The sequence below is a fragment of the Kitasatospora sp. NPDC087314 genome, from assembly GCF_044744365.1.
In the GTDB taxonomy this organism is placed as follows: Bacteria; Actinomycetota; Actinomycetes; order Streptomycetales; family Streptomycetaceae; genus Kitasatospora.
Map to the genome: position 1 here is coordinate 190,923 of NZ_JBIUYE010000009.1, position 21,766 is coordinate 212,688.

The 21,766-nt window shown below is 71.9% G+C and carries 19 protein-coding genes; 6 read left to right on the plus strand and 13 right to left on the minus strand.

From position 1 onward, the window contains the following. Positions 1 to 162: 162 nt before the first annotated feature. The 6 genes from whiA to uvrA form a co-directional block, all read right to left on the minus strand. Entirely contained in the window at positions 163 to 1,143 is a 981-nt protein-coding gene (gene whiA, locus ACIO5E_RS21155; RefSeq protein WP_280677996.1) for a DNA-binding protein WhiA, read from the minus strand. After that, on the minus strand, positions 1,134 to 2,231 hold the full coding sequence (yvcK, locus tag ACIO5E_RS21160; protein WP_280678319.1) for a uridine diphosphate-N-acetylglucosamine-binding protein YvcK: 1,098 nt from the start codon (positions 2,229 to 2,231) through the stop codon (positions 1,134 to 1,136). The genes whiA and yvcK overlap by 10 nt, the downstream gene beginning before the upstream one ends. Before the next feature lie 63 nt (positions 2,232 to 2,294). Next, on the minus strand, positions 2,295 to 3,179 hold the full coding sequence (rapZ, locus tag ACIO5E_RS21165) for an RNase adapter RapZ (protein WP_400669965.1): 885 nt from the start codon (positions 3,177 to 3,179) through the stop codon (positions 2,295 to 2,297). Positions 3,180 to 3,297: 118 nt separating this feature from the next. Continuing rightward, on the minus strand, positions 3,298 to 5,361 hold the full coding sequence (gene uvrC, locus ACIO5E_RS21170) for an excinuclease ABC subunit UvrC (RefSeq protein ID WP_400669968.1): 2,064 nt from the start codon (positions 5,359 to 5,361) through the stop codon (positions 3,298 to 3,300). 51 nt (positions 5,362 to 5,412) lie between these two features. Further along, positions 5,413 to 5,856, minus strand: coding sequence for a Rieske (2Fe-2S) protein (locus tag ACIO5E_RS21175; RefSeq protein WP_400669971.1), 444 nt, complete (start codon positions 5,854 to 5,856; stop codon positions 5,413 to 5,415). 121 nt (positions 5,857 to 5,977) lie between these two features. After that, positions 5,978 to 8,905, minus strand: coding sequence for an excinuclease ABC subunit UvrA (gene uvrA, locus ACIO5E_RS21180; RefSeq protein WP_400669972.1), 2,928 nt, complete (start codon positions 8,903 to 8,905; stop codon positions 5,978 to 5,980). Positions 8,906 to 9,173: 268 nt separating this feature from the next. On the opposite strand from uvrA, the gene ACIO5E_RS21185 reads away from it, so the two are divergent. After that, the gene (locus tag ACIO5E_RS21185; RefSeq protein WP_400669974.1) at positions 9,174 to 9,920 is read left to right on the plus strand and encodes a maleylpyruvate isomerase family mycothiol-dependent enzyme; all 747 of its coding nucleotides are present in this window, start codon (positions 9,174 to 9,176) and stop codon (positions 9,918 to 9,920) included. Between the two features lie 48 nt (positions 9,921 to 9,968). Next, positions 9,969 to 10,622, plus strand: a complete 654-nt coding sequence (locus tag ACIO5E_RS21190; RefSeq protein ID WP_400669976.1) for an MBL fold metallo-hydrolase — start codon at positions 9,969 to 9,971, stop codon at positions 10,620 to 10,622. Positions 10,623 to 10,686: 64 nt separating this feature from the next. Here the strand turns inward: ACIO5E_RS21190 and ACIO5E_RS21195 are convergent, their stop codons facing one another. The 5 genes from ACIO5E_RS21195 to zapE all read right to left on the minus strand — a co-directional run bounded on the left by ACIO5E_RS21195 (position 10,687) and on the right by zapE (position 16,336). Then, entirely contained in the window at positions 10,687 to 11,667 is a 981-nt protein-coding gene (locus tag ACIO5E_RS21195; protein WP_400669979.1) for a TerC family protein, read from the minus strand. Between the two features lie 215 nt (positions 11,668 to 11,882). After that, on the minus strand, positions 11,883 to 12,461 hold the full coding sequence (locus tag ACIO5E_RS21200) for a TerD family protein (protein ID WP_400669982.1): 579 nt from the start codon (positions 12,459 to 12,461) through the stop codon (positions 11,883 to 11,885). Positions 12,462 to 12,724: 263 nt separating this feature from the next. Further along, positions 12,725 to 14,818 carry an excinuclease ABC subunit UvrB gene (gene uvrB, locus ACIO5E_RS21205; protein ID WP_400669984.1) on the minus strand — a complete coding sequence of 698 codons (2,094 nt, stop codon included), beginning with the start codon at positions 14,816 to 14,818 and terminating at the stop codon, positions 12,725 to 12,727. Between the two features lie 44 nt (positions 14,819 to 14,862). Continuing rightward, on the minus strand, positions 14,863 to 15,171 hold the full coding sequence (locus tag ACIO5E_RS21210) for a helix-turn-helix domain-containing protein (RefSeq protein WP_400669986.1): 309 nt from the start codon (positions 15,169 to 15,171) through the stop codon (positions 14,863 to 14,865). Between the two features lie 118 nt (positions 15,172 to 15,289). Beyond that, positions 15,290 to 16,336: a cell division protein ZapE gene (gene zapE, locus ACIO5E_RS21215; protein ID WP_400670352.1), complete on the minus strand. Its 1,047-nt coding sequence runs from the start codon at positions 16,334 to 16,336 to the stop codon at positions 15,290 to 15,292. A 102-nt stretch (positions 16,337 to 16,438) separates the two neighbouring features. Here zapE and ACIO5E_RS21220 point away from each other — a divergent pair, with 102 nt between their 5' ends. The 4 genes from ACIO5E_RS21220 (at position 16,439) to msrB (ending at position 19,869) form a co-directional block, all read left to right on the plus strand. Further along, positions 16,439 to 17,206 carry a pyrimidine reductase family protein gene (locus ACIO5E_RS21220; RefSeq protein ID WP_400669989.1) on the plus strand — a complete coding sequence of 256 codons (768 nt, stop codon included), beginning with the start codon at positions 16,439 to 16,441 and terminating at the stop codon, positions 17,204 to 17,206. 154 nt (positions 17,207 to 17,360) lie between these two features. Next, positions 17,361 to 17,822, plus strand: coding sequence for an indole-3-glycerol phosphate synthase (locus ACIO5E_RS21225; protein WP_400669991.1), 462 nt, complete (start codon positions 17,361 to 17,363; stop codon positions 17,820 to 17,822). A gap of 189 nt (positions 17,823 to 18,011) precedes the next feature. After that, the gene (gene murC / locus ACIO5E_RS21230) at positions 18,012 to 19,442 is read left to right on the plus strand and encodes a UDP-N-acetylmuramate--L-alanine ligase (protein WP_400669994.1); all 1,431 of its coding nucleotides are present in this window, start codon (positions 18,012 to 18,014) and stop codon (positions 19,440 to 19,442) included. 22 nt (positions 19,443 to 19,464) lie between these two features. Beyond that, positions 19,465 to 19,869 carry a peptide-methionine (R)-S-oxide reductase MsrB gene (gene msrB / locus ACIO5E_RS21235; protein WP_400669995.1) on the plus strand — a complete coding sequence of 135 codons (405 nt, stop codon included), beginning with the start codon at positions 19,465 to 19,467 and terminating at the stop codon, positions 19,867 to 19,869. Between the two features lie 69 nt (positions 19,870 to 19,938). Here the strand turns inward: msrB and ACIO5E_RS21240 are convergent, their stop codons facing one another. Both ACIO5E_RS21240 and ACIO5E_RS21245 read right to left on the minus strand, forming a co-directional pair. Next, positions 19,939 to 21,132 carry a cytochrome P450 gene (locus ACIO5E_RS21240; RefSeq protein ID WP_400669998.1) on the minus strand — a complete coding sequence of 398 codons (1,194 nt, stop codon included), beginning with the start codon at positions 21,130 to 21,132 and terminating at the stop codon, positions 19,939 to 19,941. Continuing rightward, a complete protein-coding gene (locus ACIO5E_RS21245; protein ID WP_400670354.1) occupies positions 21,129 to 21,737 on the minus strand; it encodes a GTP-binding protein in 609 nt (202 codons plus the stop codon). The genes ACIO5E_RS21240 and ACIO5E_RS21245 overlap by 4 nt, the downstream gene beginning before the upstream one ends. Positions 21,738 to 21,766: the final 29 nt, after the last annotated feature.

The following is a 21,766-nucleotide window of genomic DNA, read 5'->3' on the forward strand; positions in this document are numbered from 1 at the left end:
AAATCAGGCCGACCGTCCTTGGCCGTCAGGGCAGTTGGTCCCGGCCCAGTGGTCTCTACCAATTTCGATGCCCGGGCGCGTCCGGGCACCCCGTCCGGAGACAACGGCGGCCGGTGCCCGGAATCCGGACACCGGCCGCGAATCAGTCACGCAGCGTGGCGGTCAGTTCATCGCCATCTCGTCGGTCAGGTTGGCCTCGGTGCTCGGCAGGCCGAGCTCGGAGGCGCGCTTGTCCGCCATCGCCAGCAGGCGGCGGATCCGGCCGGCCACCGCGTCCTTGGTCAGCGGCGGGTCGGCAAGTGCGCCCAGCTCCTCCAGCGAGGCCTGCTTGTGCTGCATCCGCAGCTGGCCGGCCGCGGCCAGGTGGTCGGGCACCTCGTCGCCGAGGATCTCCAGCGCCCGGGCCACCCGGGCGCCGGCCGCCACCGCGGCGCGGGCCGAGCGGCGCAGGTTGGCGTCGTCGAAGTTGGCCAGGCGGTTGGCGGTGGCCCGGACCTCGCGCCGCATCCGGCGTTCCTCCCAGGCGAGCACCGACTCGTGCGCGCCGAGCCGGGTCAGCAGCGCGCCGATCGCGTCGCCGTCGCGGATCACCACCCGGTCCACGCCGCGCACCTCGCGGGCCTTGGCCGGGATGCCGAGCCGGCGGGCCGCGCCGACCAGGGCGAGCGCGGCCTCGGAGCCGGGGCAGGTGATCTCCAGCGAGGAGGAGCGACCCGGCTCGGTGAGCGAGCCGTGGGCCAGGAAGGCCCCGCGCCAGGCCGCCTCGGCGTCGCAGGTGGCCCCGGAGACGACCGCCGGGGGCAGCCCCCGGATCGGTCGGCCGCGGCCGTCCACGAGGCCGGTCTGGCGCGCGAGCAGTTCGCCGTCCTTGACCACCCGGACGACGAAGCGGCTGCCGCGCCGCAGTCCGCCGGGGGCCATCACCACGAGGTCGGAGGAGTGTCCGAAGATCTCCAGCAGGTCCTTGCGCAGCCGGCGCGCAGCCGCGCCGGTGTCCAGCTCCGCCTCGATCACGATGCGGCCGCTCACGATGTGCAGCCCGCCCGCGAACCGCAGGATCGCCGACACCTCCGCCTTGCGGCAGCAGGCCCGGGTGACCGGGAGCCGGCTGATCTCGTCCTTCACCGCTGGAGTCATCGCCATGGCCCGATCCTTCCATGTGTCCGGAAAATCCGGTCGTACGCGGCCGCCAACAGCTCCGGGTCGTGTCGCGGGGTGCCGTCGGTGCGGGCCACCCGGCCGAGCACCAGGGCGGCGCCCATCCGCTCGGCGGCCTTCTCCAGCCCGGCCAGGTCCGCCTGGCCGAAGGCGCCGCCGGTGACGGCGCGCTCGTCCACCAGGATCGCATCCACCGCGAGGCCGGGGGCGTGGTCGGCGATGACCTCCAGGTGGCGCTGCGGGGTGAAGCCCTCGGTCTCGCCGGGCTGGGGGGCCAGGTTCAGGGTGAGCAGGCGGCGGGCGCGGGTCTCGGTGAGCGCCTTGGCCAGCTCCGGCACCAGCAGGTGCGGCAGCACGCTGGTGAACCAGGAGCCGGGCCCGAGCACCACCCAGTCCGCCTCCCGGACGGCGGTGACCGCCTCCGGGACGGCCGGCGGCCCGTCCGGCAGCAGCCGGATCGACTGCACGGTGCCGGGCGTGACCGCTACGCTGGCCTGGCCGCGGACGGCCGTCACCTCGCCGGGGCGCTCCGGGTCGTGGCCGCGCACGGTCGCCTCGATGTCCAGCGGCACCGCCGACATCGGCAGCACCCGTCCCTGGACGTTCAGCAGCCGGCCGACCCAGTCCAGGGCCGCGACCGGGTCGCCGAGCTTCTCCCAGAGCGCGACGATCAGCAGGTTGCCGACGGCGTGGCCGCCCAGCTCGCCGGTGCCGGTGAAGCGCTGCTGGATCACCTCGGACCAGGTGCGGCCCCAGTCGTCGTCCCCGCACAGCGCGGCCAGCGCCTTGCGCAGGTCGCCGGGGGGCAGCACCCCCAGCTCGGTGCGCAGCCGGCCGCTGGAGCCGCCGTCGTCGGCGACGGTGACCACGGCGGTCAGGTCGCTGGTGAGCCGGCGCAGCGCGGAGAGCGAGGCGGACAGGCCCTGGCCGCCGCCGAGCGCGGTGATCCGGGGGGCCGGATTGGCCCGGGCGGGGCTGCTGCGCGGCCGGCTCGGGGCCGGCGGCCGGGCCGGGCCACCCGCCCGGTCGGCACTCCTGTTCTGCGGCTGCCGCCCGGGCACGTATCCCGCCACACTCACCTCGCGTTCCTCGCCGCCGCCACCGGCCCCGCCGGCGACCCGGCTAGGAGGCGGCGGTCACTCCCGTCCCATGTCACGGTGGACGAGCACCGTCTCCACTCCGTCGGCGATGAGACGCTTGGTCAGGCGCTCGGACATCGCGACGCTGCGGTGCTTGCCACCGGTGCAGCCTACGGCAAGCGTCATGTAGCGCTTCCCCTCGCGGCGGTACCCCTCGGTGATGATGCGCAGCAGCTCCGCGTAGCCGTTCAGGAACTCGTTGGCGCCGGGCTGCTGGAACACGTAGTCGGCGACGTCCGCGTCGGTGCCGGTGCGGGCGCGCAGCTCGGGCACCCAGTGCGGGTTGGGCAGGAAGCGGCAGTCCACCACCAGGTCGGCGTCGACCGGCAGGCCGTACTTGAAGCCGAAGGACATCACGGTGGCGCGCAGCTCGGGCTCGTCGTGGTCGGCGAACTGGGCGTCCAGCTTGGCGCGCAGCTGGTGCACGTTGAGGTTGGAGGTGTCGATCACCAGGTCGGCCTCGCCGCGCAGGTCGCGCAGCAGGTCGCGCTCCTGGGCGATGCCGTCGACGATCCGGCCGTCGGCCTGCAGCGGGTGCGGGCGGCGCACGCTCTCGAAGCGGCGCACCAGCGCGTCGTCGGAGGAGTCCAGGAACACCACGCTGAGCCGGACGCCGCGCTTCTCCAGCTCGTCGAGCGAGGTGAGCAGGTCGTCGAAGAACTGGCGGCCCCGGACGTCCACGACCACGCCGATCCGGGCGACGTTGCCCTGGGAGCGTGCGCCCAGGTCGACCATGGTCGGGATCAGGGCCGGCGGCAGGTTGTCCACCACGAACCAGCCCAGGTCCTCCAGGCACTTCGCGGCGGTGGAGCGGCCGGCTCCGGACATGCCGGAGATGATCACCAGCTCCGGCGCGTTCTCGGCCACGTCTGACACGGTCACTTCGGTTCCCCGCTCTCGGTCTTTCTGCTGGGGAGAACGCGCAGGGCACGGCCGCCCTTCCCCTGCCCGGACAGGCGGGCGGGAGTGGGGCGCGCCGCCCGACGGGCGACGTCGGCCGTCATGGCGTCTCCTGGGATGGTGCGGTCTGGGGTGCTGCGGCCACCGGCTCGTCCCCGTCCCCGATGATCTCGCCGGTCGCGGTGTTCACCGCGGGGGCGGCGGGTGTACGGGACGACAACGCCGCCGCAACAGTCTCCGCCGTGCGGCGTCCGATGCCGGGTACGGCGCAGAGTTCGTCGACGGTGGCGGCCCGGAGCCTCTTCAGCGAGCCGAAGTGCTTGAGCAGCGCCTGGCGGCGAGTCTCGCCGAGGCCCGGGACGGAGTCCAGCTCCCCGGCGGTGAGTCGCTTGGAACGCTTGCTGCGCTGGTACGTGATCGCGAAGCGGTGGGCCTCGTCGCGGACCCGCTGGAGCAGGTAGAGGCCCTCGCTGGAGCGCGGCAGCACCACCGGGTCGTCCTCACCGGGCAGCCAGACCTCCTCCAGGCGCTTGGCCAGGCCGCACAGCGCGACGTCGTCGATGCCGAGTTCGTCCAGGGCGCGTTTGGCGGCGGCGACCTGTGGCTGGCCGCCGTCGACGACCAGCAGCTGCGGCGGGTAGGCGAAGCGGCGCGGACGGCCCGTCTCCGGGTCGATCGGGCCGGCCGGGGCCACGGTGCCGTCGGCGGCGCCCGGGTCGTCGGCCTCGGGGACGACCCACTCACCGGTCTGCTCGCGCTCCTGGAGGTAGCGGCGGAAGCGCCGGCCGATCACCTCGTGCATCGAGCGGACGTCGTCCTGGCCCTCGAAGCCCTTGATCTGGAAGCGCCGGTACTCGCTCTTGCGGGCCAGGCCGTCCTCGAAGACGACCATCGAGGCGACCACGTCCTCGCCCTGGAGGTGGGAGATGTCGAAGCACTCGATGCGCAACGGCACCGAGTCCAGCTCCAGCGCGTCGGCGATCTCCTGCAGGGCGCGGCTGCGGGTGGTGAGGTCGGAGGCGCGCTTGGTCTTGTGCAGCGCCAGCGCCTGCTGGGCGTTGCGCTGCACGGTGGTCATCAGGTCCTTCTTGTCGCCGCGCTGCGGGATGCGCAGGTCGACCTGGCTGCCGCGCAGGCCGCTCAGCCACTCCCGGACCGGACCGGCCGGCTCGGGCAGCGCCGGGACCAGCACCTCGCGCGGGACGGACTCGTTGCGCTCGTCCTGCCCGGCGCCGCCGTAGAGCTGCTGGAGGGCGTGCTCGACCAGGGCGGCGGTGTCGACGTCCTCGACCTTGTCGGTGACCCAGCCGCGCTGGCCGCGCACCCGGCCGCCGCGGACGTGGAAGATCTGGACGGCGGCCTCCAGTTCGTCCTCGGCGACGGCCAGCAGGTCGGCGTCGGTGGCGTCGGCGAGCACGATGGCGTTCTTCTCCATCGCGCGCTTGAGGGCGCCGATGTCGTCCCGCAGCCGGGCCGCCTTCTCGTACTCCATCTCCTCGGCGGCCTCCCGCATCTGCTCTTCGAGCCGGCGCAGGTAGTTGCCGGTGCGCCCGGCCATGAAGTCGCAGAAGTCCTCGGCCAGTGCCCGGTGTTCGTCCGGCGTGACCTTGCCGACGCAGGGCGCGGCGCACTTGCCGATGTAGCCGAGCAGGCAGGGCCGGCCGATCTGCCGGGCGCGCTTGAACACGCCGTTGGAGCAGGTGCGGACGGGGAAGACGCGCAACAGCAGGTCGACCGTCTCGCGGATCGCCCAGGCGTGCCCGTACGGGCCGAAGTAGCGCACGCCCTTCTTGTGCGCCCCGCGCATCACCTGGACCCGCGGGTACTCCTCGTTCAGGGTGACGGCGAGCTCCGGATAGCTCTTGTCGTCGCGGTACTTGACGTTGAACCGCGGGTCGAACTCCTTGATCCAGGAGTACTCCAGCTGGAGCGCCTCGACCTCGGTGGCCACCACCGTCCACTCCACCGAGGCGGCCGTGGTGACCATCGTCGCGGTGCGCGGGTGCAGGCCCGCCAGATCCTGGAAGTAGGACGACAGGCGCGGCCGCAGGCTCTTGGCCTTGCCGACGTAGATGACCCGGCCGTGGGCGTCACGGAACTTGTAGACGCCCGGCGAGGTCGGGATCGCGCCCGGCGCCGGCCGGTAGGTGCTCGGGTCAGCCATGAGTCCACCGTACCGAGTGGGGCCGGGGCTGCGGAGGGGAGATCAACTGCTTCAGCTCGGGGTCACCTTGAGGTTCCCGCCGTCGACCGTGACGGTGTAGGCGGGCAGCGGGCTGGGGGCCGGGCCGTCCTGGACGGCGCCGTCGGTGATGGCGAACCGGCTGCCGTGGCAGGGGCACTGGATCTGCTGGTTCTTCACCTGGTCGACGATGCAGCCGGCGTGGGTGCACTTGGCGCTGAAGGCCTTGTACTCCCCGGCGGCCGGCTGGGTCACGACGATCTTCTGCTCGCGGAAGACCTTGCCGCCGCCCTCGGGCACCGCCGAGGCCGGGCCGAGGTCCACCGGACCCTTGGCGGCGGTGCTCGCGCCGGAGGAACTCGTGGCGGAACCGCAGCCGGTGACCGCCACCGCGCCGCCGGTCGCGAGGACGGCCGCGGCCCCGCAGAGCAGGGTGCGGCGGGAGGTGGCGGGGCTCGTCTCGGGGGCCTCTGACATCGGTGCGCTCCTGCGGTTCGGCGTGCTGCGTGGGACGTCGGAAGTCTATGCGGCACACACCCCGCCGTTCCCGGGGACGGGAGCGGCGGGGCGGTGTCGGCCGTACTTCTTCGCTGCGGCTCTACTTCTTCGCTGCGGCGGCCCGCTTGCGCGGGGCGGCCACCTTGGCCCGCGTCCTGGTCGGGGCGGCGACCGGGGCGTCCGCGAACCCGCCCGGCAGGATGTCCCGCAGGAACTTGCCGGTGTGGCTCTCCGGGACGGCCGCGATCTGCTCCGGGGTGCCCTCGGCGACCACCGTGCCACCGCCGGAGCCGCCCTCGGGGCCCATGTCGACGACCCAGTCGGCGGTCTTGATCACATCGAGGTTGTGCTCGATGACGATCACCGTGTTGCCCTTCTCCACCAGCCCGCTGAGCACCTTGATCAGCTTGCTGATGTCCTCGAAGTGCAGGCCGGTGGTGGGCTCGTCCAGCACGTAGACCGTCCGCCCGGTGGAGCGCTTCTGCAGCTCGGAGGCGAGCTTGACGCGCTGCGCCTCGCCGCCGGACAGCGTCGGCGCGGACTGGCCGAGCCGGACGTAGCCGAGGCCGACGTCGTTGAGCGTCCTGAGGTGCCGGGCGATCGCCGGGACGGCCTCGAAGAAGGCCAGCGCCTCCTCGATCGGCATGTCCAGCACCTCGGAGATGGACTTGCCCTTGTAGTGCACCTCCAGCGTCTCCCGGTTGTACCGGGCGCCGTGGCAGACCTCGCACGGCACGTAGACGTCCGGCAGGAAGTTCATCTCGATCTTGATGGTGCCGTCGCCCGAGCAGTTCTCGCAGCGGCCGCCCTTGACGTTGAAGGAGAACCGGCCCGGCAGGTAGCCGCGGACCTTCGCCTCCTGCGTCTCCGCGAAGAGCCGGCGGACGTGGTCGAACACCCCGGTGTAGGTGGCCGGGTTGGAGCGCGGGGTGCGCCCGATCGGCGACTGGTCGACGTGCACCACCTTGTCCACCAGGTCGGTGCCGGTGATCCGGGTGTGCCGGCCGGGCACGCTGCGGGCGCCGTTCAGCTCCCGGGCGAGGTGGGTGTAGAGGATGTCGTTGACCAGCGTCGACTTGCCGGAGCCGGAAACACCGGTGATCGCGGTGAAGGTGCCGAGCGGGAAGCCGACCGTGACGTCCTTGAGGTTGTGCTCGCGGGCGCCGTGGACGGTCAGCTGGCGCTTCTTGTCCCGGTCGCGGCGGCCGGCCGGGATCGGGATGGACCGCTTGCCGGAGAGGTACTGGCCGGTCAGCGACTCCTTGTTGGTCAGCAGCTGCTTCAGCGAACCGGAGTGCACCACCTTGCCGCCGTGCTCGCCGGCGCCCGGGCCGATGTCGACCACCCAGTCCGCCGTCTTGATGGTGTCCTCGTCGTGCTCGACCACGATCAGGGTGTTGCCGATGTCGCGCAGCCGCACCAGCGTCTCGATCAGCCGGTGGTTGTCCCGCTGGTGCAGGCCGATGGACGGCTCGTCCAGCACGTACAGCACGCCGACCAGGCCGGAGCCGATCTGGGTGGCCAGCCGGATCCGCTGGGCCTCGCCGCCGGACAGGGTGCCGGCCGCGCGGTTCAGCGAGAGGTAGTCCAGGCCGACGTCGACCAGGAAGCGCAGCCGCTCGTTGACCTCCTTGAGGACGCGCTCGGCGATCTGCTTGTCCCGGTCGTTGAGCTTCATCGCGCCCAGGAACTCGGCGCAGTCGCTGATCGACATCGCCGAGACGTCGGCGATCGAGCGGTCCTCGACGGTGACCGCGAGCACCACCGGCTTGAGCCGGGTGCCGTCGCAGGTCGGGCAGGGCACCTCGCGCATGTAGCCCTCGAAGCGCTCGCGGCTGCTGTCGCTCTCCGCCTCGGTGTGCCGGCGCTGGATGAACGGGACGGCGCCCTCGAAGCCGGTGCTGTACGAGCGCTCGCGGCCGAAGCGGTTGCGGTAGCGGACCTGCACCTGGTGCTTGTGCCCGTACAGCAGCGCCTTCTTGGCCCGGGCGGGCAGCCCGGCCCACGGGATGTCGGTGCGGAAGCCCAGTTCCTCGGCGAGCGCGTCGATCAGGCGCTGGAAGTACTCCTTGGCGTGGCCGGCCGACCACGGGTGGATCGCGCCCTCCTCCAGCGAGCGCTCCGGATCGGGGATGACCAGCTCCGGGTCCACCTCCATCCGGTTGCCCAGGCCCGAGCAGTCCGGGCAGGCGCCGAACGGCGAGTTGAAGGAGAACGAGCGCGGCTCCAGCTCCTCGAACGACACGTCGTCGTACGGGCAGTAGAGGTGCTCGGAGTACATCCGCTCGCGCTCCGCGTCGTCCTCGGGAAGGTCGACGAAGTCGAGCACGACCATGCCGCCGGACAGCCGCAGCGCCGTCTCCACCGAGTCGGTGAGCCGCCGCTTGGCGCTCTCCTTGACGGTCAGGCGGTCGACGACCACCTCGACGGTGTGCTTCTCCTGCTTCTTGAGCTTCGGCGGCTCGGCGAGCTGGATCGTCTCGCCGTCCACCCGGGCGCGCGAGTAGCCCTTGGACTGGAGGTCGGCGAAGAGGTCGACGAACTCGCCCTTGCGCTCGCGCACCACGGGGCTGAGCACCTGGAAACGGGTGCCCTCGGCGAGCTCCAGCACCTTGTCGACGATCGCCTGCGGCGACTGCTTGGCGATCGGGCGGGCGCAGTGCGGGCAGTGCGGCTTGCCGATCCGGGCGAACAGCAGGCGCAGGTAGTCGTAGACCTCGGTGATGGTGCCGACGGTCGAACGGGGGTTGCGGTTGGTGGACTTCTGGTCGATCGAGACGGCCGGTGAGAGGCCTTCGATGAAGTCCACGTCGGGCTTGTCCATCTGCCCGAGGAACTGACGGGCGTAGGACGACAACGACTCGACGTAGCGGCGCTGGCCCTCGGCGAAGATCGTGTCGAAGGCGAGCGAGGACTTGCCGGAGCCGGAGAGGCCCGTGAAGACGATGAGGGAGTCGCGGGGCAGGTCGAGCGAGATGTTCTTGAGGTTGTGCTCGCGAGCACCGCGGACGATGAGGCGGTCGGCCACTGCTTCTGGCGCCTTTCTCCGGGGCGAGAGGGCTTGCGGTGAGATTCGGTACTTCTTCCAGGATGCGGCAGCCAGCCTATAGCTCAGGCGTTCGAATATCGACCTTGTCCAGTGGAGTCCACCCGAACGAGTGAGGGCGCCCCTCGGACCGTCCGCACCCGGACCGAAAAAGGCCCTGCTCAGCGGCCGGATTCGGCGGTAGCGTCAGCTGGTCAACGAGCGAAGCCCCGTGCGGGCAACGCGCCGTCTCCCACAGAAGGCCGATCCGATGACCGACCCGCAGACCGCCGCCGCCTCCGCCGCCCTCGCCACCGAGCGGCTGGGCCTGGTCGAGGAGAGCACCCGGCACCTGCTGCACACCGTGTCCGAGCTGAAGCCCGCGGCCGTCGCCGAGCCCTCCGCGCTGCCCGGCTGGACCAGGGGCCACGTGCTGGCCCACATCGCCCGCAATGCCGACTCCCTGGTCAACCTGCTGAACGGCGCCCGCACCGGCACCGACATCCCGCAGTACGCCAGCACCGAGGCCCGCGACCGGCAGATCGAGGACGACGCGCCCCGCCCGGTGGACGTCCAGCTGGCCGACCTGGCGGCCAGCCACCAGCGCTTCGCCGCGGCGGCCGCGCCGATGACCGGCGAGGCCTGGACGGTCGAGGTCCGCCACCGCACCGGCTACGTCTTCCCGGCCTCCGACATCCCGTGGAAGCGCCTCGCCGAGGTCGAGTACCACCACGTCGACCTGGCCGCCGGCTACACCCCCGCGCAGTGGCCGGAGGCGTTCGCGGTGGCCGAGTTTGGCAGGCTCGCCGCCGGGCTGGCCGGCCACGCCGGGCTGCCCGCCGTCCGGCTCGTCGCCGACGACACCGAGGACCGCGGCACGATCGGCGAGGGCGAGCCCGCCCTGACCGTCGAGGGCCCCGTCCGCGCCCTGCTGGCCTGGCTCTCCGGCCGCTCCGACGGCGACGGCCTGCGTCGCACCCCCGACACCGCGCTCCCCCAGCTTCCCCCCATGGGCTGACGGCGGGACGATGATCCTGACCCCTGCAGTCGGACGAGGAGCGGACGGATGACGTACCACGGAGCGGTCAAGGTCGGCGGACCGCCGGACGTGCGCGAGCTGGCCCACCTGATCATCACCAAGGTGGCCGTGGGCCCGTACGACAACAACGCCTACCTGCTGCGCTGCCGGGCCACCGACGAGCAGCTGCTGATCGACGCGGCCGCCGACGCCCCGACGCTGCTGGAGAGCATCGGCGACGAACTGGCCACGGTGGTCACCACCCACCGGCACCACGACCACTGGGGCGCGCTCGCCGAGGTGGTCGCCACCACCGGCGCCCGCACCGCCGCCGGTGCCCACGACGCCGAGGGCATCGGCGTGCCCACCGAGCTGCTGCTCGCGGACGGCGACCGGCTGCGGGTCGGCCAGGTCGAGCTCACCGTCCGGCACCTGGTCGGGCACACCCCCGGCGCGATCGTGCTGGTCTACGACGACCCGCAGGGCCACCCGCACGTGTTCACCGGCGACTGCCTCTTCCCGGGCGGCGTCGGCAACACCTGGGGCGATCCGGCGGCCTTCGAGAGCCTCTTCCGGGACGTCACCGGGAAGCTCTTCGACGTGCTGCCGGACGAGGCCTGGGTCTACCCCGGCCACGGCAACGACACCACCCTCGGCGCCGAGCGCCCGCACCTCGACGAGTGGCGCGAGCGCGGCTGGTGAACCCGGACACGGCCGAGGCCCCCGCGACCGTCAGCGGTCACGGGGGCCTCGGCCGTCAACGGGCTCAGGCGTCCAGCTTCTCGGCCTCGCGCTCGGCCCGCTCCCGCTTCTTCGAGGCCGTCAGGCTGGTGACCGTGGTGACGGCCAGCACGACCACGATGACGCCCAGCGAGAGCGGGATGCCGATCTCCGGCACGTTCGCGCCCGCCTCGTGCGCCGCGTGCAGCACCAGCTTCACGCCGATGAAGCCGAGGATCACCGACAGGCCGTACGACAGGTGGACCAGCTTCTTCAGCAGGCCGCCGATCAGGAAGTACAGCTGGCGCAGGCCCATCAGGGCGAAGGCGTTGGCGGTGAAGACGATGTACGGGTCCTGGGTGAGGCCGAAGATCGCCGGGATGGAGTCCAGCGCGAACAGCACGTCCGTGGTGCCGATCGCCAGCATCACGATCAGCATCGGGGTCATCAGCCGGCGGCCGTTCTCCCGGATGAAGAGCTTGGTGCCGTGGTACCTGTCGGTGGACGGGAAGCGCTGCTCGATCGACTTGAGCAGGCGGTTCTCCTCGAACTCCTCGTCCTCCTCGCCGGCCCTGGCCTCCTTGATCAGCTTCCAGGCCGTCCAGATCAGGAAGGCGCCGAAGATGAAGAACACCCAGGAGAACTCGGAGACCAGCGCCGCGCCGCCAGCGATGAACACCGCCCGCAGCACCAGTGCGATGATCACACCGAACATCAGCACGCGCTGCTGGTAGATCCTCGGCACCGCGAACTTGCCCATGATCAGGATGAACACGAAGAGGTTGTCGACACTGAGCGACTTCTCGGTGATGTAACCGGCGAAGAACTCACCGGCCGGCTGCGCGCCGGAGTGCCACCAGAGGAACCCGCCGAAGATCAACGCCAGCACGATCCAGACCGCGGTCCAGATCCCGGCCTCCTTGATCGAGACCTCGTGCGGCTTGCGCCCCCCGATGAAGAAGTCCGCCACGATCAGTGCGATCAGCACACCGATCGTGGTGACCCACATGGCTACGGAAACGTCCACTACTGCTCCTCCGGCAGGTAGGCGAGACAGTCATCGTCACTGCCGGAGGTCTCTTCCGCCCGCCGGGCCCGCTCCGGGGCGTCCGCACGGACCAGCGCCCCGGGGCGCCGCTCGTGGGCACCCGTGATGACGGGACAACTGCAGGGGAATACTCCCCTCCGCTGCCATCGAGAGTAACAGGAAGCCCAAAGAAAGGTAAAGAAGGTAAAGAACCGTCAGAGGTACGGCTCGATCGCCGGGAGCAGGTCCTGGAAGGTCCGCCCCTTGGCCGGCGCGCCGATCGCCTGCATCTCCCAGCCGCCGGACCCGTCACGGAACACCTTCGCCATGATCTGCCCGGTGTGCGGCCCTCCCCCGGCCAGCTCGTACCGGGCCAGCTCCTCGCCCGTGGTCTCGTCCACCAGCCGGCAGTGCGCGTTCTGCACCTCCGCGAAGGTCTGCCCGGTGTACGAGCTCACCGTGAACACCACCTGGGTGATGTGCGGCGGCACGTGCAGCAGGTCCACCAGGATCGCCTCGTCGTCCTCCGCGCCGGAGCCGCCCTCCAGGTTGTCCCCGGTGTGCCGGACGGAACCGTCCGTGCTCTCCAGGTGCTGGAAGAACACCACGTCGGACGGGGTCTTCTCGGCGTACAGGAGCGCCGAGGCGTCCAGGTCGATCGTCCTGGTCCGGCTGCCGAACAGGCCCCGCTTGGGCGCGGCCTGCCAGCCGAGCCCCATCCGGACCACGGTGAGCGTACCGCCGGGCCCCTTCTGGAGACTGACCCGCTGGCCCTTGGCAAGGTTCACCGACACGGCGTTGTCCTCTCTGCCCGGCCGCGCGGTCGGTCCCCGCGCGGCACCACGGTGGAACACCCCGTGCCGTCCCCCGGCTGAGGCCCCCTGTTGCTGCCGCACCGCCCCGTCCCGAGGTCGATGCCGCAGGCCAGCCTAGGGCCTGCGGAACCCTGCTTCCCCCGGCGTTCGCCGCTTTGTGGCAAGGCTGAGACAGCGCCGGGCTTGACCGGTGTCACACCGGCCCGGCGGACCGACGACCCCCGGCGGCCCCTGCGCCCCACTCAGGCCACGCCCGCCTCCCGCATCTGGCGCAGCTCCTTCTTCAGCTCCTTCACCTCGTCGCGCAGCCGGGCCGCGACCTCGAACTGGAGGTCGGCGGCGGCCGCGTGCATCCGCTCCGTCATCGACTGGATCAGCTCCGCCAGCTCGGTGGCCGGCCGGCTCTCGCCCTGCTTGCGCTCGATGCCCAGAGCCGGCACCGGCGCCTTGCCCTTCGACGCGGCCCCGCGGTAGCCGGTGGAGAGCAGCTCGTCGGTGTCCACGTCCTCGCGGGCGAGGGTGTCCAGGATGTCGCCGATCTTCTTCCGCAGCGGCTGCGGGTCGATCCCGTGCTTCTTGTTGTAGGCCTGCTGCACGGCCCGGCGGCGGTTGGTCTCGTCGATCGCCTTCTCCATCGACGGGGTGATCCGATCCGCGTACATGTGCACCTGGCCGGAGACGTTGCGGGCGGCGCGCCCGATCGTCTGGATCAGCGAGGTGCCGGAGCGCAGGAAGCCCTCCTTGTCCGCGTCCAGGATCGCCACCAGCGACACCTCGGGCAGGTCCAGGCCCTCGCGCAGCAGGTTGATGCCGACCAGCACGTCGTACCGGCCCGCCCGCAGCTCGCGCAGCAGCTCCACCCGGCGCAGGGTGTCCACGTCGCTGTGCAGGTACCGGACCCGGATGTCCAGGCCGAGCATGTAGTCGGTGAGGTCCTCGGCCATCTTCTTGGTCAGCGTGGTGACCAGGACGCGCTCGTCCCGCTCGACCCGCAGGCGGACCTCGTGCACCAGGTCGTCGATCTGGCCCTCGGTCGGCTTGACGATCACCTCCGGGTCGATCAGGCCGGTCGGGCGGATGATCTGCTCGACCTGGCCGTCGCCGCGGGACAGCTCGTACGGGCCCGGCGTCGCCGACAGGTACACCGTCTGGTCGGTCCGCTCCAGGAACTCCTCCCACTTCAGCGGGCGGTTGTCCATCGCGGAGGGCAGCCGGAAGCCGTGCTCGACCAGGGTGCGCTTGCGCGAGGCGTCGCCCTCGTACATCGCGCCGATCTGCGGGACGGTGACGTGCGACTCGTCGATGACCAGGAGGAAGTCCTCCGGGAAGTAGTCGAGCAGGGTGTTCGGCGGGGAGCCCGGCTCGCGGTCGTCGAAGTGCATCGAGTAGTTCTCGACGCCCGAGCAGGTGCCGATCTGGCGCAGCATCTCGATGTCGTAGGTGGTGCGCATCCGCAGCCGCTGGGCCTCCAGCAGCTTGCCCTGCTTCTCCAGCCTGGCGAGCGTCCCCTCCAGCTCCTCCTCGATGCCGGTGATCGCCCGCTCCATGCGCTCCGGACCGGCCACGTAGTGCGAGGCGGGGAAGACGTACACCGACTCGTCCTGGCTGATGATCTCGCCGGTGAGCGGGTGCAGGGTGTACAGCGCCTCGATCTCGTCGCCGAACATCTCGATCCGGACGGCCAGCTCCTCGTAGACCGGGAAGATCTCGATGGTGTCACCGCGGACCCGGAAGGTGCCCCGGGTGAACGCCACGTCGTTGCGCGCGTACTGGATGTCCACGAAGCGGCGCAGCAGGACGTCCCGGTCGATCTCCTGGCCGACCTTCAGCGGCACCATCCGGTCCACGTACTCCTGCGGGGTGCCGAGGCCGTAGATGCAGGACACCGACGCGACCACCACCACGTCCCGCCGGGTCAGCAGTGAGTTGGTCGCCGAATGCCGCAGCCGCTCGACCTCCTCGTTGATCGAGGAGTCCTTCTCGATGTAGGTGTCCGTCTGCGGGACGTACGCCTCGGGCTGGTAGTAGTCGTAGTACGAGACGAAGTACTCGACCGCGTTGTTCGGCAGCAGCTCGCGGAACTCGTTGGCCAGCTGGGCGGCCAGCGTCTTGTTCGGCGCCATCACCAGGGTGGGCCGCTGCAGCCGCTCGATCATCCAGGCCGTGGTGGCCGACTTCCCGGTACCGGTGGCACCGAGCAGGACGACGTCCTTCTCGCCGCCCTTGATCCGCCGCTCCAACTCGGCGATCGCCGCCGGCTGATCCCCGTTCGGCTGGAAGGGACTGACGACCTCGAAGGACGCCACTGACCGCTCAATACTCGTGATGGGTCGCACGGGTCCACCGTACGACCCATCACTGACAAGCGGCACCGGTCCGCTCAGGCCGCGTGCGCCTCGAACCTCATGGCGGGCTCGCGCGCGGGGTCGATCCGGACCACGGAGTCGAAGGCGGCGGCCAGTCGCTCGATCAGCGGCAGCGTCGGATCGACGCCGCTCTCCTCGATGCTCTCGACCGTCTCCTCGTCCAGCCCGGCACGCTCTGCGAGCTCGGCGGGCGTCCAGCCGAGAGCGGACCGGCGGGCGTACACGGCCTCGGCCAGCGCCATCCGCCGCCCGGCCGCCCGGTACTCCTCGCTCTCCCGATGCTCCGGCGGCACGACCCACCGCGTGTGATAGCCGCTGCTCACTCGCGCACCTCGGGTTCGATCTCGATCGAGTAGCCCTCTACGGACCCGCCACCGGCCATGCGTCCCCTCCTCTGTTCCAGGAGGGAGCAACGTCCGACCGGAGTCGCGGGTTACGGGCTCAGGCCTTCGCGCTGTCGCGGGCGAGGGCGACCAGGCGGGAGATGGCGCGGAGGTACTTCTTGCGGTAGCCGCCGCGGAGCATGTCCTCGGGGAAGACCTGGTCGAAGGGGAGGCCGGAGGCGGTGATGGGGAGTTCGCGGTCGTACATGCGGTCGGCGAGGACGACCAGGCGCAGTGCGGTGGACTGGTCGTCGGCCTGGCGGACGCCGCGCAGGCAGACGGCGGTGACGTCGTCGAGCAGGGCGCCGTAGCGGCTGGGGTGGACGGCCGAGAGGTGGGCGAGGAGGGTGTCGAAGTCGTCCAGGGAGGCGCCGGGGGTGCGGGCGGCGACGGCCTCGACGGTCTCGCCGGGGTAGGGCGGCGGGGCGTCCGGGAGGCCGCGGTGGCGGTAGTCCTGGCCGTCGATCCGCATCGGGCGGAAGTGCGCGGACAGACCCTGGATCTCGCGCAGGAAGTCGGCGGCGGCGAAGCGGCCCTCACCGAGCTTCTCCGGCAGGGTGTTCGAGGTGGCGCACAGCTTGACGCCGTTGTCGACGAGGCGGCCGAGCAGGGTGGAGACCAGGACGGTGTCGCCCGGGTCGTCGAGCTCGAACTCGTCGATGCACAGCAGCGTGTGCCCGGAGAGGGTCCGGACGGCCTGCTGGAAGCCGAGGGCGCCGACCAGGTTGGTCAGCTCGACGAAGGTGCCGAAGGCCTTGGGACCGGGCGCGGCGTGCCAGAGCGAGGCGAGCAGGTGGGTCTTGCCGACGCCGTAGCCGCCGTCGAGGTAGACGCCGGCCGGGCCGGTGGGCGCGGGGGCGGAGCGGCGGAACCAGCTGCGCTTGGGCGCGGAACCGTTTCCTCCACCGAGGGTGGAGGCGAACTGCTCCAGGACCTGGACGGCCTCGTACTGGCTGGGCTGGTTCGGGTCCGGGATGTACGTCCCGAAGCTCACGTCGGAGAACCGGGGCGGCGGGACCATCTCGGCGACCAGCCGCTCGGCGGGCACGACGGGGCGGCGGTCGGCGAGCGCGATCGGGGAGCCGGCCGCGCTCGCGGCGGCTATCGACTCGGTCGCGGTGTCGGGGCGGGGAGCTGCGGGCACGTTAGTAGAGGGTACGCCTGCTCCCACCCCCCTCCGGACGGCCTCCGGTGGAAGACTGTTGGCATGCAACAGTTGATCAGCCCGCTGGGCGAGCCGGTCGCCGACCCGGCCTCGCTGGAGTCGCTCGCCGCCGTCTACGCGTACCCCGACCAGGTGAACCGGGGGCGGCCCTGGCTGCGCGCCAACATGGTGGCCGGCCTGGACGGCGGGGCGAAGCTGGACGGCCTCTCGGAGGGCCTGTCCGGGGACGCGGACAAGCGGATCTTCGGTGTGCTGCGCGCGCTGTCGGACGTGGTGCTGGTGGGCGCGGAGACGGTCCGTGCGGAGGGCTACCGGCCGGCCCGGGCCCGGGCCGAGTTCGCGGCGGCGCGGGCGGCGGCCGGGCAGGCTCCGGCCCCGGCGATCGCGATCGTGAGCCGCTCGCTGACCCTGGACCTGAGCGCGCCGCTGTTCACCGCGCCGCTGGTCAGGACGGTGGTGATCACCACCGCGGACGCACCCGAGGAGCGCCGCCGGGCGGTCGCCGAAGTGGCCGACCTGGTGCTCGCCGGCGAGGGGTCGGTGGACCTGCGGGCGGGCGTGTCGGCGCTGGCGGAACGGGGCTGGACGCGGTTGCTGAGCGAGGGCGGCCCGCGGCTGCTGGGACAGCTGGCGGCGGCGGGCCTGCTGGACGAGCTGTGCCTGTCGCTCGCCCCGCTGATCACGGGCGGCGACGCGCCGCGGATCATCCACGATGCGGAAATGCCTGACGTGCAGCGGATGCGACTGGTCTCATTGATCGAGCAGAAAGGATTCCTCTTCACCCGCTACCTGCGTCCGCTGACCCCGTGACCCCCAGGTCCCGATCCCGTTCCCCAGTGGGGCCTTCGTCCACGTGGCCGGTGTGCCGGGGGAGCCCGGACGAGCGGCGCGTGGCGAAAGCTTCCGCCGGGCACCATGGGATCCGATGCCGGGGCCCGGGGGCCGGCCACTGGAAGGGACTCACGTGTTCAAGACGGTACTGATGATCGAAAAGGCTCTCTCCGACGCGGACGTGGAGCTCGTCACCACGCTCCACAGCGACGAGAAGGTCTCCTTCGTCGTCCTGATGCAGCCGCGCGGCAAGCAGGACGAGCTGCTGCGGGCGCTGGACGACGTCGCGCTCGGCCACCTCGACAAGATGGTGCACGAGCACGACGAGTCCGAGACCGGGCCGACCGTGGCCTCCGAGTCGCTCGAACACAGCCTGCGCCACCTGCGCGAGGCCGGGGCCGAGGCGGTCGGCGAGCTGGTCGAGGAGAAGCCGCTGGACCGGCTGCGGGCGGCGGTCGAGGAACACCGGGCGGACGAGGTGGTGGTGCTCACCTCCCCGCACTTCGTGGAGGAGTTCTTCCACCGCGACTGGGCCTCCCAGGCCCGGCACAAGGTGGGGGTTCCGGTGCTGCGGCTGTTCGCCAGCGACTCCTAGGACCTGTCGGGTCGGTCTGCGCGGGCCCGGCAGGATCGGCCGGACAGGCCCTGAGTCACCCGGCCGGTGGTGCAGAATCGTCCTTGCGGTCCGCCCGCGAGGACGATTCCCCTCGTCCGCCCGATCTGTCCCGCCCTCCTCGCCCGCCGCCGGGCGGGAGGGGTCCCCATCGCCCTACGGAGCCCCGCCTTGAACGACGCCGCGCACGACCTGCACGCCCCGCACTTCATCGGCATCGGCGGCGCCGGGATGTCCGGCCTGGCGAAGATCCTCGCGGTGCGCGGCGCCAGCGTCTCCGGCAGCGACTCCAAGGAGTCCGAGACCGTCCTCGCGCTGCGCGCCCTCGGCGCGACGGTGCACGTGGGCCACGCGGCCGAGCACGTGCCGGACGGCGCCAGCAGCGTGGTGGTCTCCAGCGCGATCCGCGCCGACAACCCGGAGCTGGCCGCCGCCCACCACCGTGGCATCCCGGTGGTGCACCGCTCCGATGCGCTGGCCGCGCTGATGGGCGGCCGCCGGGCGCTGGCGGTGGCCGGCACCCACGGCAAGACCACCACCACCAGCATGCTCGCCGTCGCCCTCGGCGAGCTCGGACTGGACCCGTCCTACGCGATCGGCGGCGACCTCGACGCGCCCGGCTCCAACGCCCACCACGGCGTCGGCGAGATCTTCGTCGCCGAGGCCGACGAGAGCGACCGCAGCTTCCACAAGTACGTGCCCGAGGTGGCGATCGTGCTCAACGTGGAACTGGACCACCACGCCAACTACGCCTCGATCGAGGAGATCTACGAGTCCTTCGAGGCCTTCGTCGGCCGGATCTCCCCCGGCGGCACCCTGGTGGTCTCCGCCGACCACGAGGGTGCCCGCGAGCTGACCGCCCGGGTGGCCGGCCGCGAGGGCCTCACCGTGGTGACCGTCGGCGCCGCCGAGGACGCCGACGTCCGGGTCCGCTCGGTGGTCGCCCACGGCATGACCAGCGAGGTCACCGTGGAGCTGGACGGCGCCGAGCTGGTCTTCACCGTCTCGGTGCCCGGCCGGCACTACGCGCACAACGCGGTCTCGGCGCTGGCCGCGGGCGTCGCGCTGGGCGTCCCGGCCGCCGACCTGGCCAAGGCGCTCGGCGCCTACACCGGCGTGCGCCGCCGCCTCCAGCTCAAGGGCGAGGCCGGCGGCGTCCAGGTGGTCGACTCCTACGCCCACCACCCGACCGAGATGACCGCCGACCTGGAGGCGATCCGGGAGGGTCTGGAGGGCGAGGGCCGGGTGCTGGTGGTCTTCCAGCCGCACCTGTTCAGCCGCACCCAGCAGCTCGCCGAGGAGATGGGCCAGGCGCTGGCGCTGGCCGACGCCTCGGTGGTGCTGGACATCTACCCGGCCCGCGAGGACCCGATCCCGGGCGTGACCAGCGAGCTGATCATCGACGCCGCCCGCCGGGCCGGCGCCGACGTCGCCGCCGAGCACTCCTTCGCCGCCGCACCTGCCCTGCTGGCCGGCCTGGCCCGCCCGGGCGACCTGCTGCTCACCATGGGCGCGGGCGACGTCACCAACCTGGGGCCGGCCGTCCTGGACGAGATCAAGGGAAGCCTGAAGCACCTCTCGAACGTTGCCTCCAACGTCTGACGTACCCCGACCGGGAGCCGTGATGAGCTACGAGATCGAGAAGACCGAGGCCGAGTGGCGGGCCCAGCTGAGCCCCGAGGAGTACCACGTGCTCCGCGAGGCGGGCACCGAGCGCCCGTTCACCGGTGAGTACACCGACACCAAGACCGTCGGTGTCTACGGCTGCCGGGCCTGCGGCGCGGAGCTGTTCAGCTCCGAGACCAAGTTCGACAGCCACTGCGGCTGGCCGTCGTACTACGCGCCGCTGGCCGGGGACCGGGTCCAGTACATCGAGGACACCACGCTCGGCATGCGCCGGGTCGAGGTGCGCTGCGCCCGCTGCGGCGGGCACCTGGGCCACGTGTTCGAGGGCGAGGGCTACGGCACGCCGACGGACCAGCGCTACTGCATCAACAGCGTCTCGCTGACGCTGAAGCCGGCCGAGTAGGACGGCACAGGAGGCCCGGGCAGCCGTGACGGCGGTCCGGGCCTTCGTGCGGTCCCGTGCCGTCCCGTGCTATCCGGCGACCGGGGCGAAGCGGACCGGGAGGTGGACCAGGGCGCGGTGGAAGGGGCCGGGGCGCCAGATCAGGTCCTCGGCCGGGGTGGCCAGCTCGAGGTCGCTGAGCCGGCTGGTCAGCTGCTCGATCGCGGTGATCGCGATCAGCAGCGCCGGGTCCCGGGCCGGGCAGGCGTGCGGGCCGGCCGCCCAGGCCAGGTGGGCGCTCTCACCGCTGCGCAGTTCGGTGCCGTCGGTGGGCGGCGCGGCCTGCGAGTTGGCGGCCGCGTAGGAGACCAGCACCAGGGTGCCGGCCGGGATCTCCCGGCCGTGGAAGGTGATGTCGTAGCGCGGGTAGTGGGCGGAGAGGTTGGCCAGCGGCGGCTCGTGCCAGAGCACCTCGTCGATCGCCTGGTAGGCGGTCATCGCGCCGCCGATGAGGGAGCCGGCGTAGCGGGCGTCGGTGAACAGGCGCAGCAGGGCGTTGCCGATCAGGTTGGTGGTCGGCTCGTGCCCGGCGATCATGGTGAGGGTGATCTGCCGGATCACCTCCTCGTCGTCCAGCTCCGCCGGGTGGGTGACGAACCAGGAGGCGAGGTCGTGCCGGGGCCGCTCGCGCCGCTCGGCGACCATCGCGGTGACCACCGCGACGAGGTCCCCGTACGCGGCGACGGCCTTCTCGGTGGACTCGATCATCCCGGCGATCCCTGCGACCAGTCGGGCGCTGTGCTCCTCGGGCACGCCGAACCAGGTGGTGAGGACGAAGGCGGGCAGCTGGCGGGCGTACTGGGCGATCAGGTCGGCGGTGCCGGCCGCCTCGAAGCGGTCGATCAGCTGGTGGGCGACCTCGGCGACCCGGCGCTGGAGCCGGTGCGGTTCGAGCAGGGCGAGGCCGTCGGTGATCACCGCGCGGTAGCGGGCGTGCACCTCGCCGTCGCTGAACAGGGCGGTCGGGCGGTAGCCGAGCACCGGCAGCAGCGGGTTGTCCGGCGCGACGGTGCGCTGCCAGGCGCGGGAGTCCTTGGAGAAGGTGTCGGTGTCGCGCAGCAGGTCCAGGGCGGCCTGGTAGTCGGTGACCAGCAGGGCCTCGACGCCGGGCGCCAGCTCCACCGGGGCGACCGCGCCGTGGCGGCGCATCCGGTCGTAGACCAGCTGCGGATCGGCGGCGAAGACCGGGCCGTAGATCGGGGTCGGGCGGGTCTCGGTGGTCACGGGCGCTCCTCGGCGGCGGAGGCGGCAGGGGCGGGGGCGGGCGGCACGGGAGCGGCAGGGGCGGGGGCTGCCTCGGCGGGCAGGCCGTCCAGGACGTGCTCGGCCAGCGCGATCAGCGCGTCGAGGCTGGCGCCGCGCTCGCGGGCGTCGCAGAGCAGCAGCGGGGTGGCGGGGTGCAGGTCCAGGTGGGCGCGCAGCACCTCGACCGAGTGGACCGGCGCGTCCGGGAAGCAGTTGACGGCGACGGCGTACGGCAGGCCCTGCTCCTCGACCATGTCCATGATCTCGAAGGAGTCGGCGAGCCGTCGGGTGTCGGCGAGCACCAGGGCGCCGAGCGCGCCGCGGGCGATGTCCTGCCAGAGCGGGAAGAAGCGGCGCTGGCCGGGGGTGCCGAACATGTAGAGCACGAGGTTGCCGGGCAGGGTCAGCCGGCCGAAGTCGACGGCGACCGTGGTGGTGGCCTTCTCGGGCAGGCCCGCCAGGTCGTCCACCGGCCGTCCGGTCTCGGTCATCGCCTCCTCGGTGTGCAGGGTGGCGATCTCGGAGAGGGTGCGGATGAGCGTGGTCTTGCCGACCCCGAACGGGCCGGCCACCAGCAGCTTCATCAGCGTCTGGTCCCGGTCGGGCAGGTAGC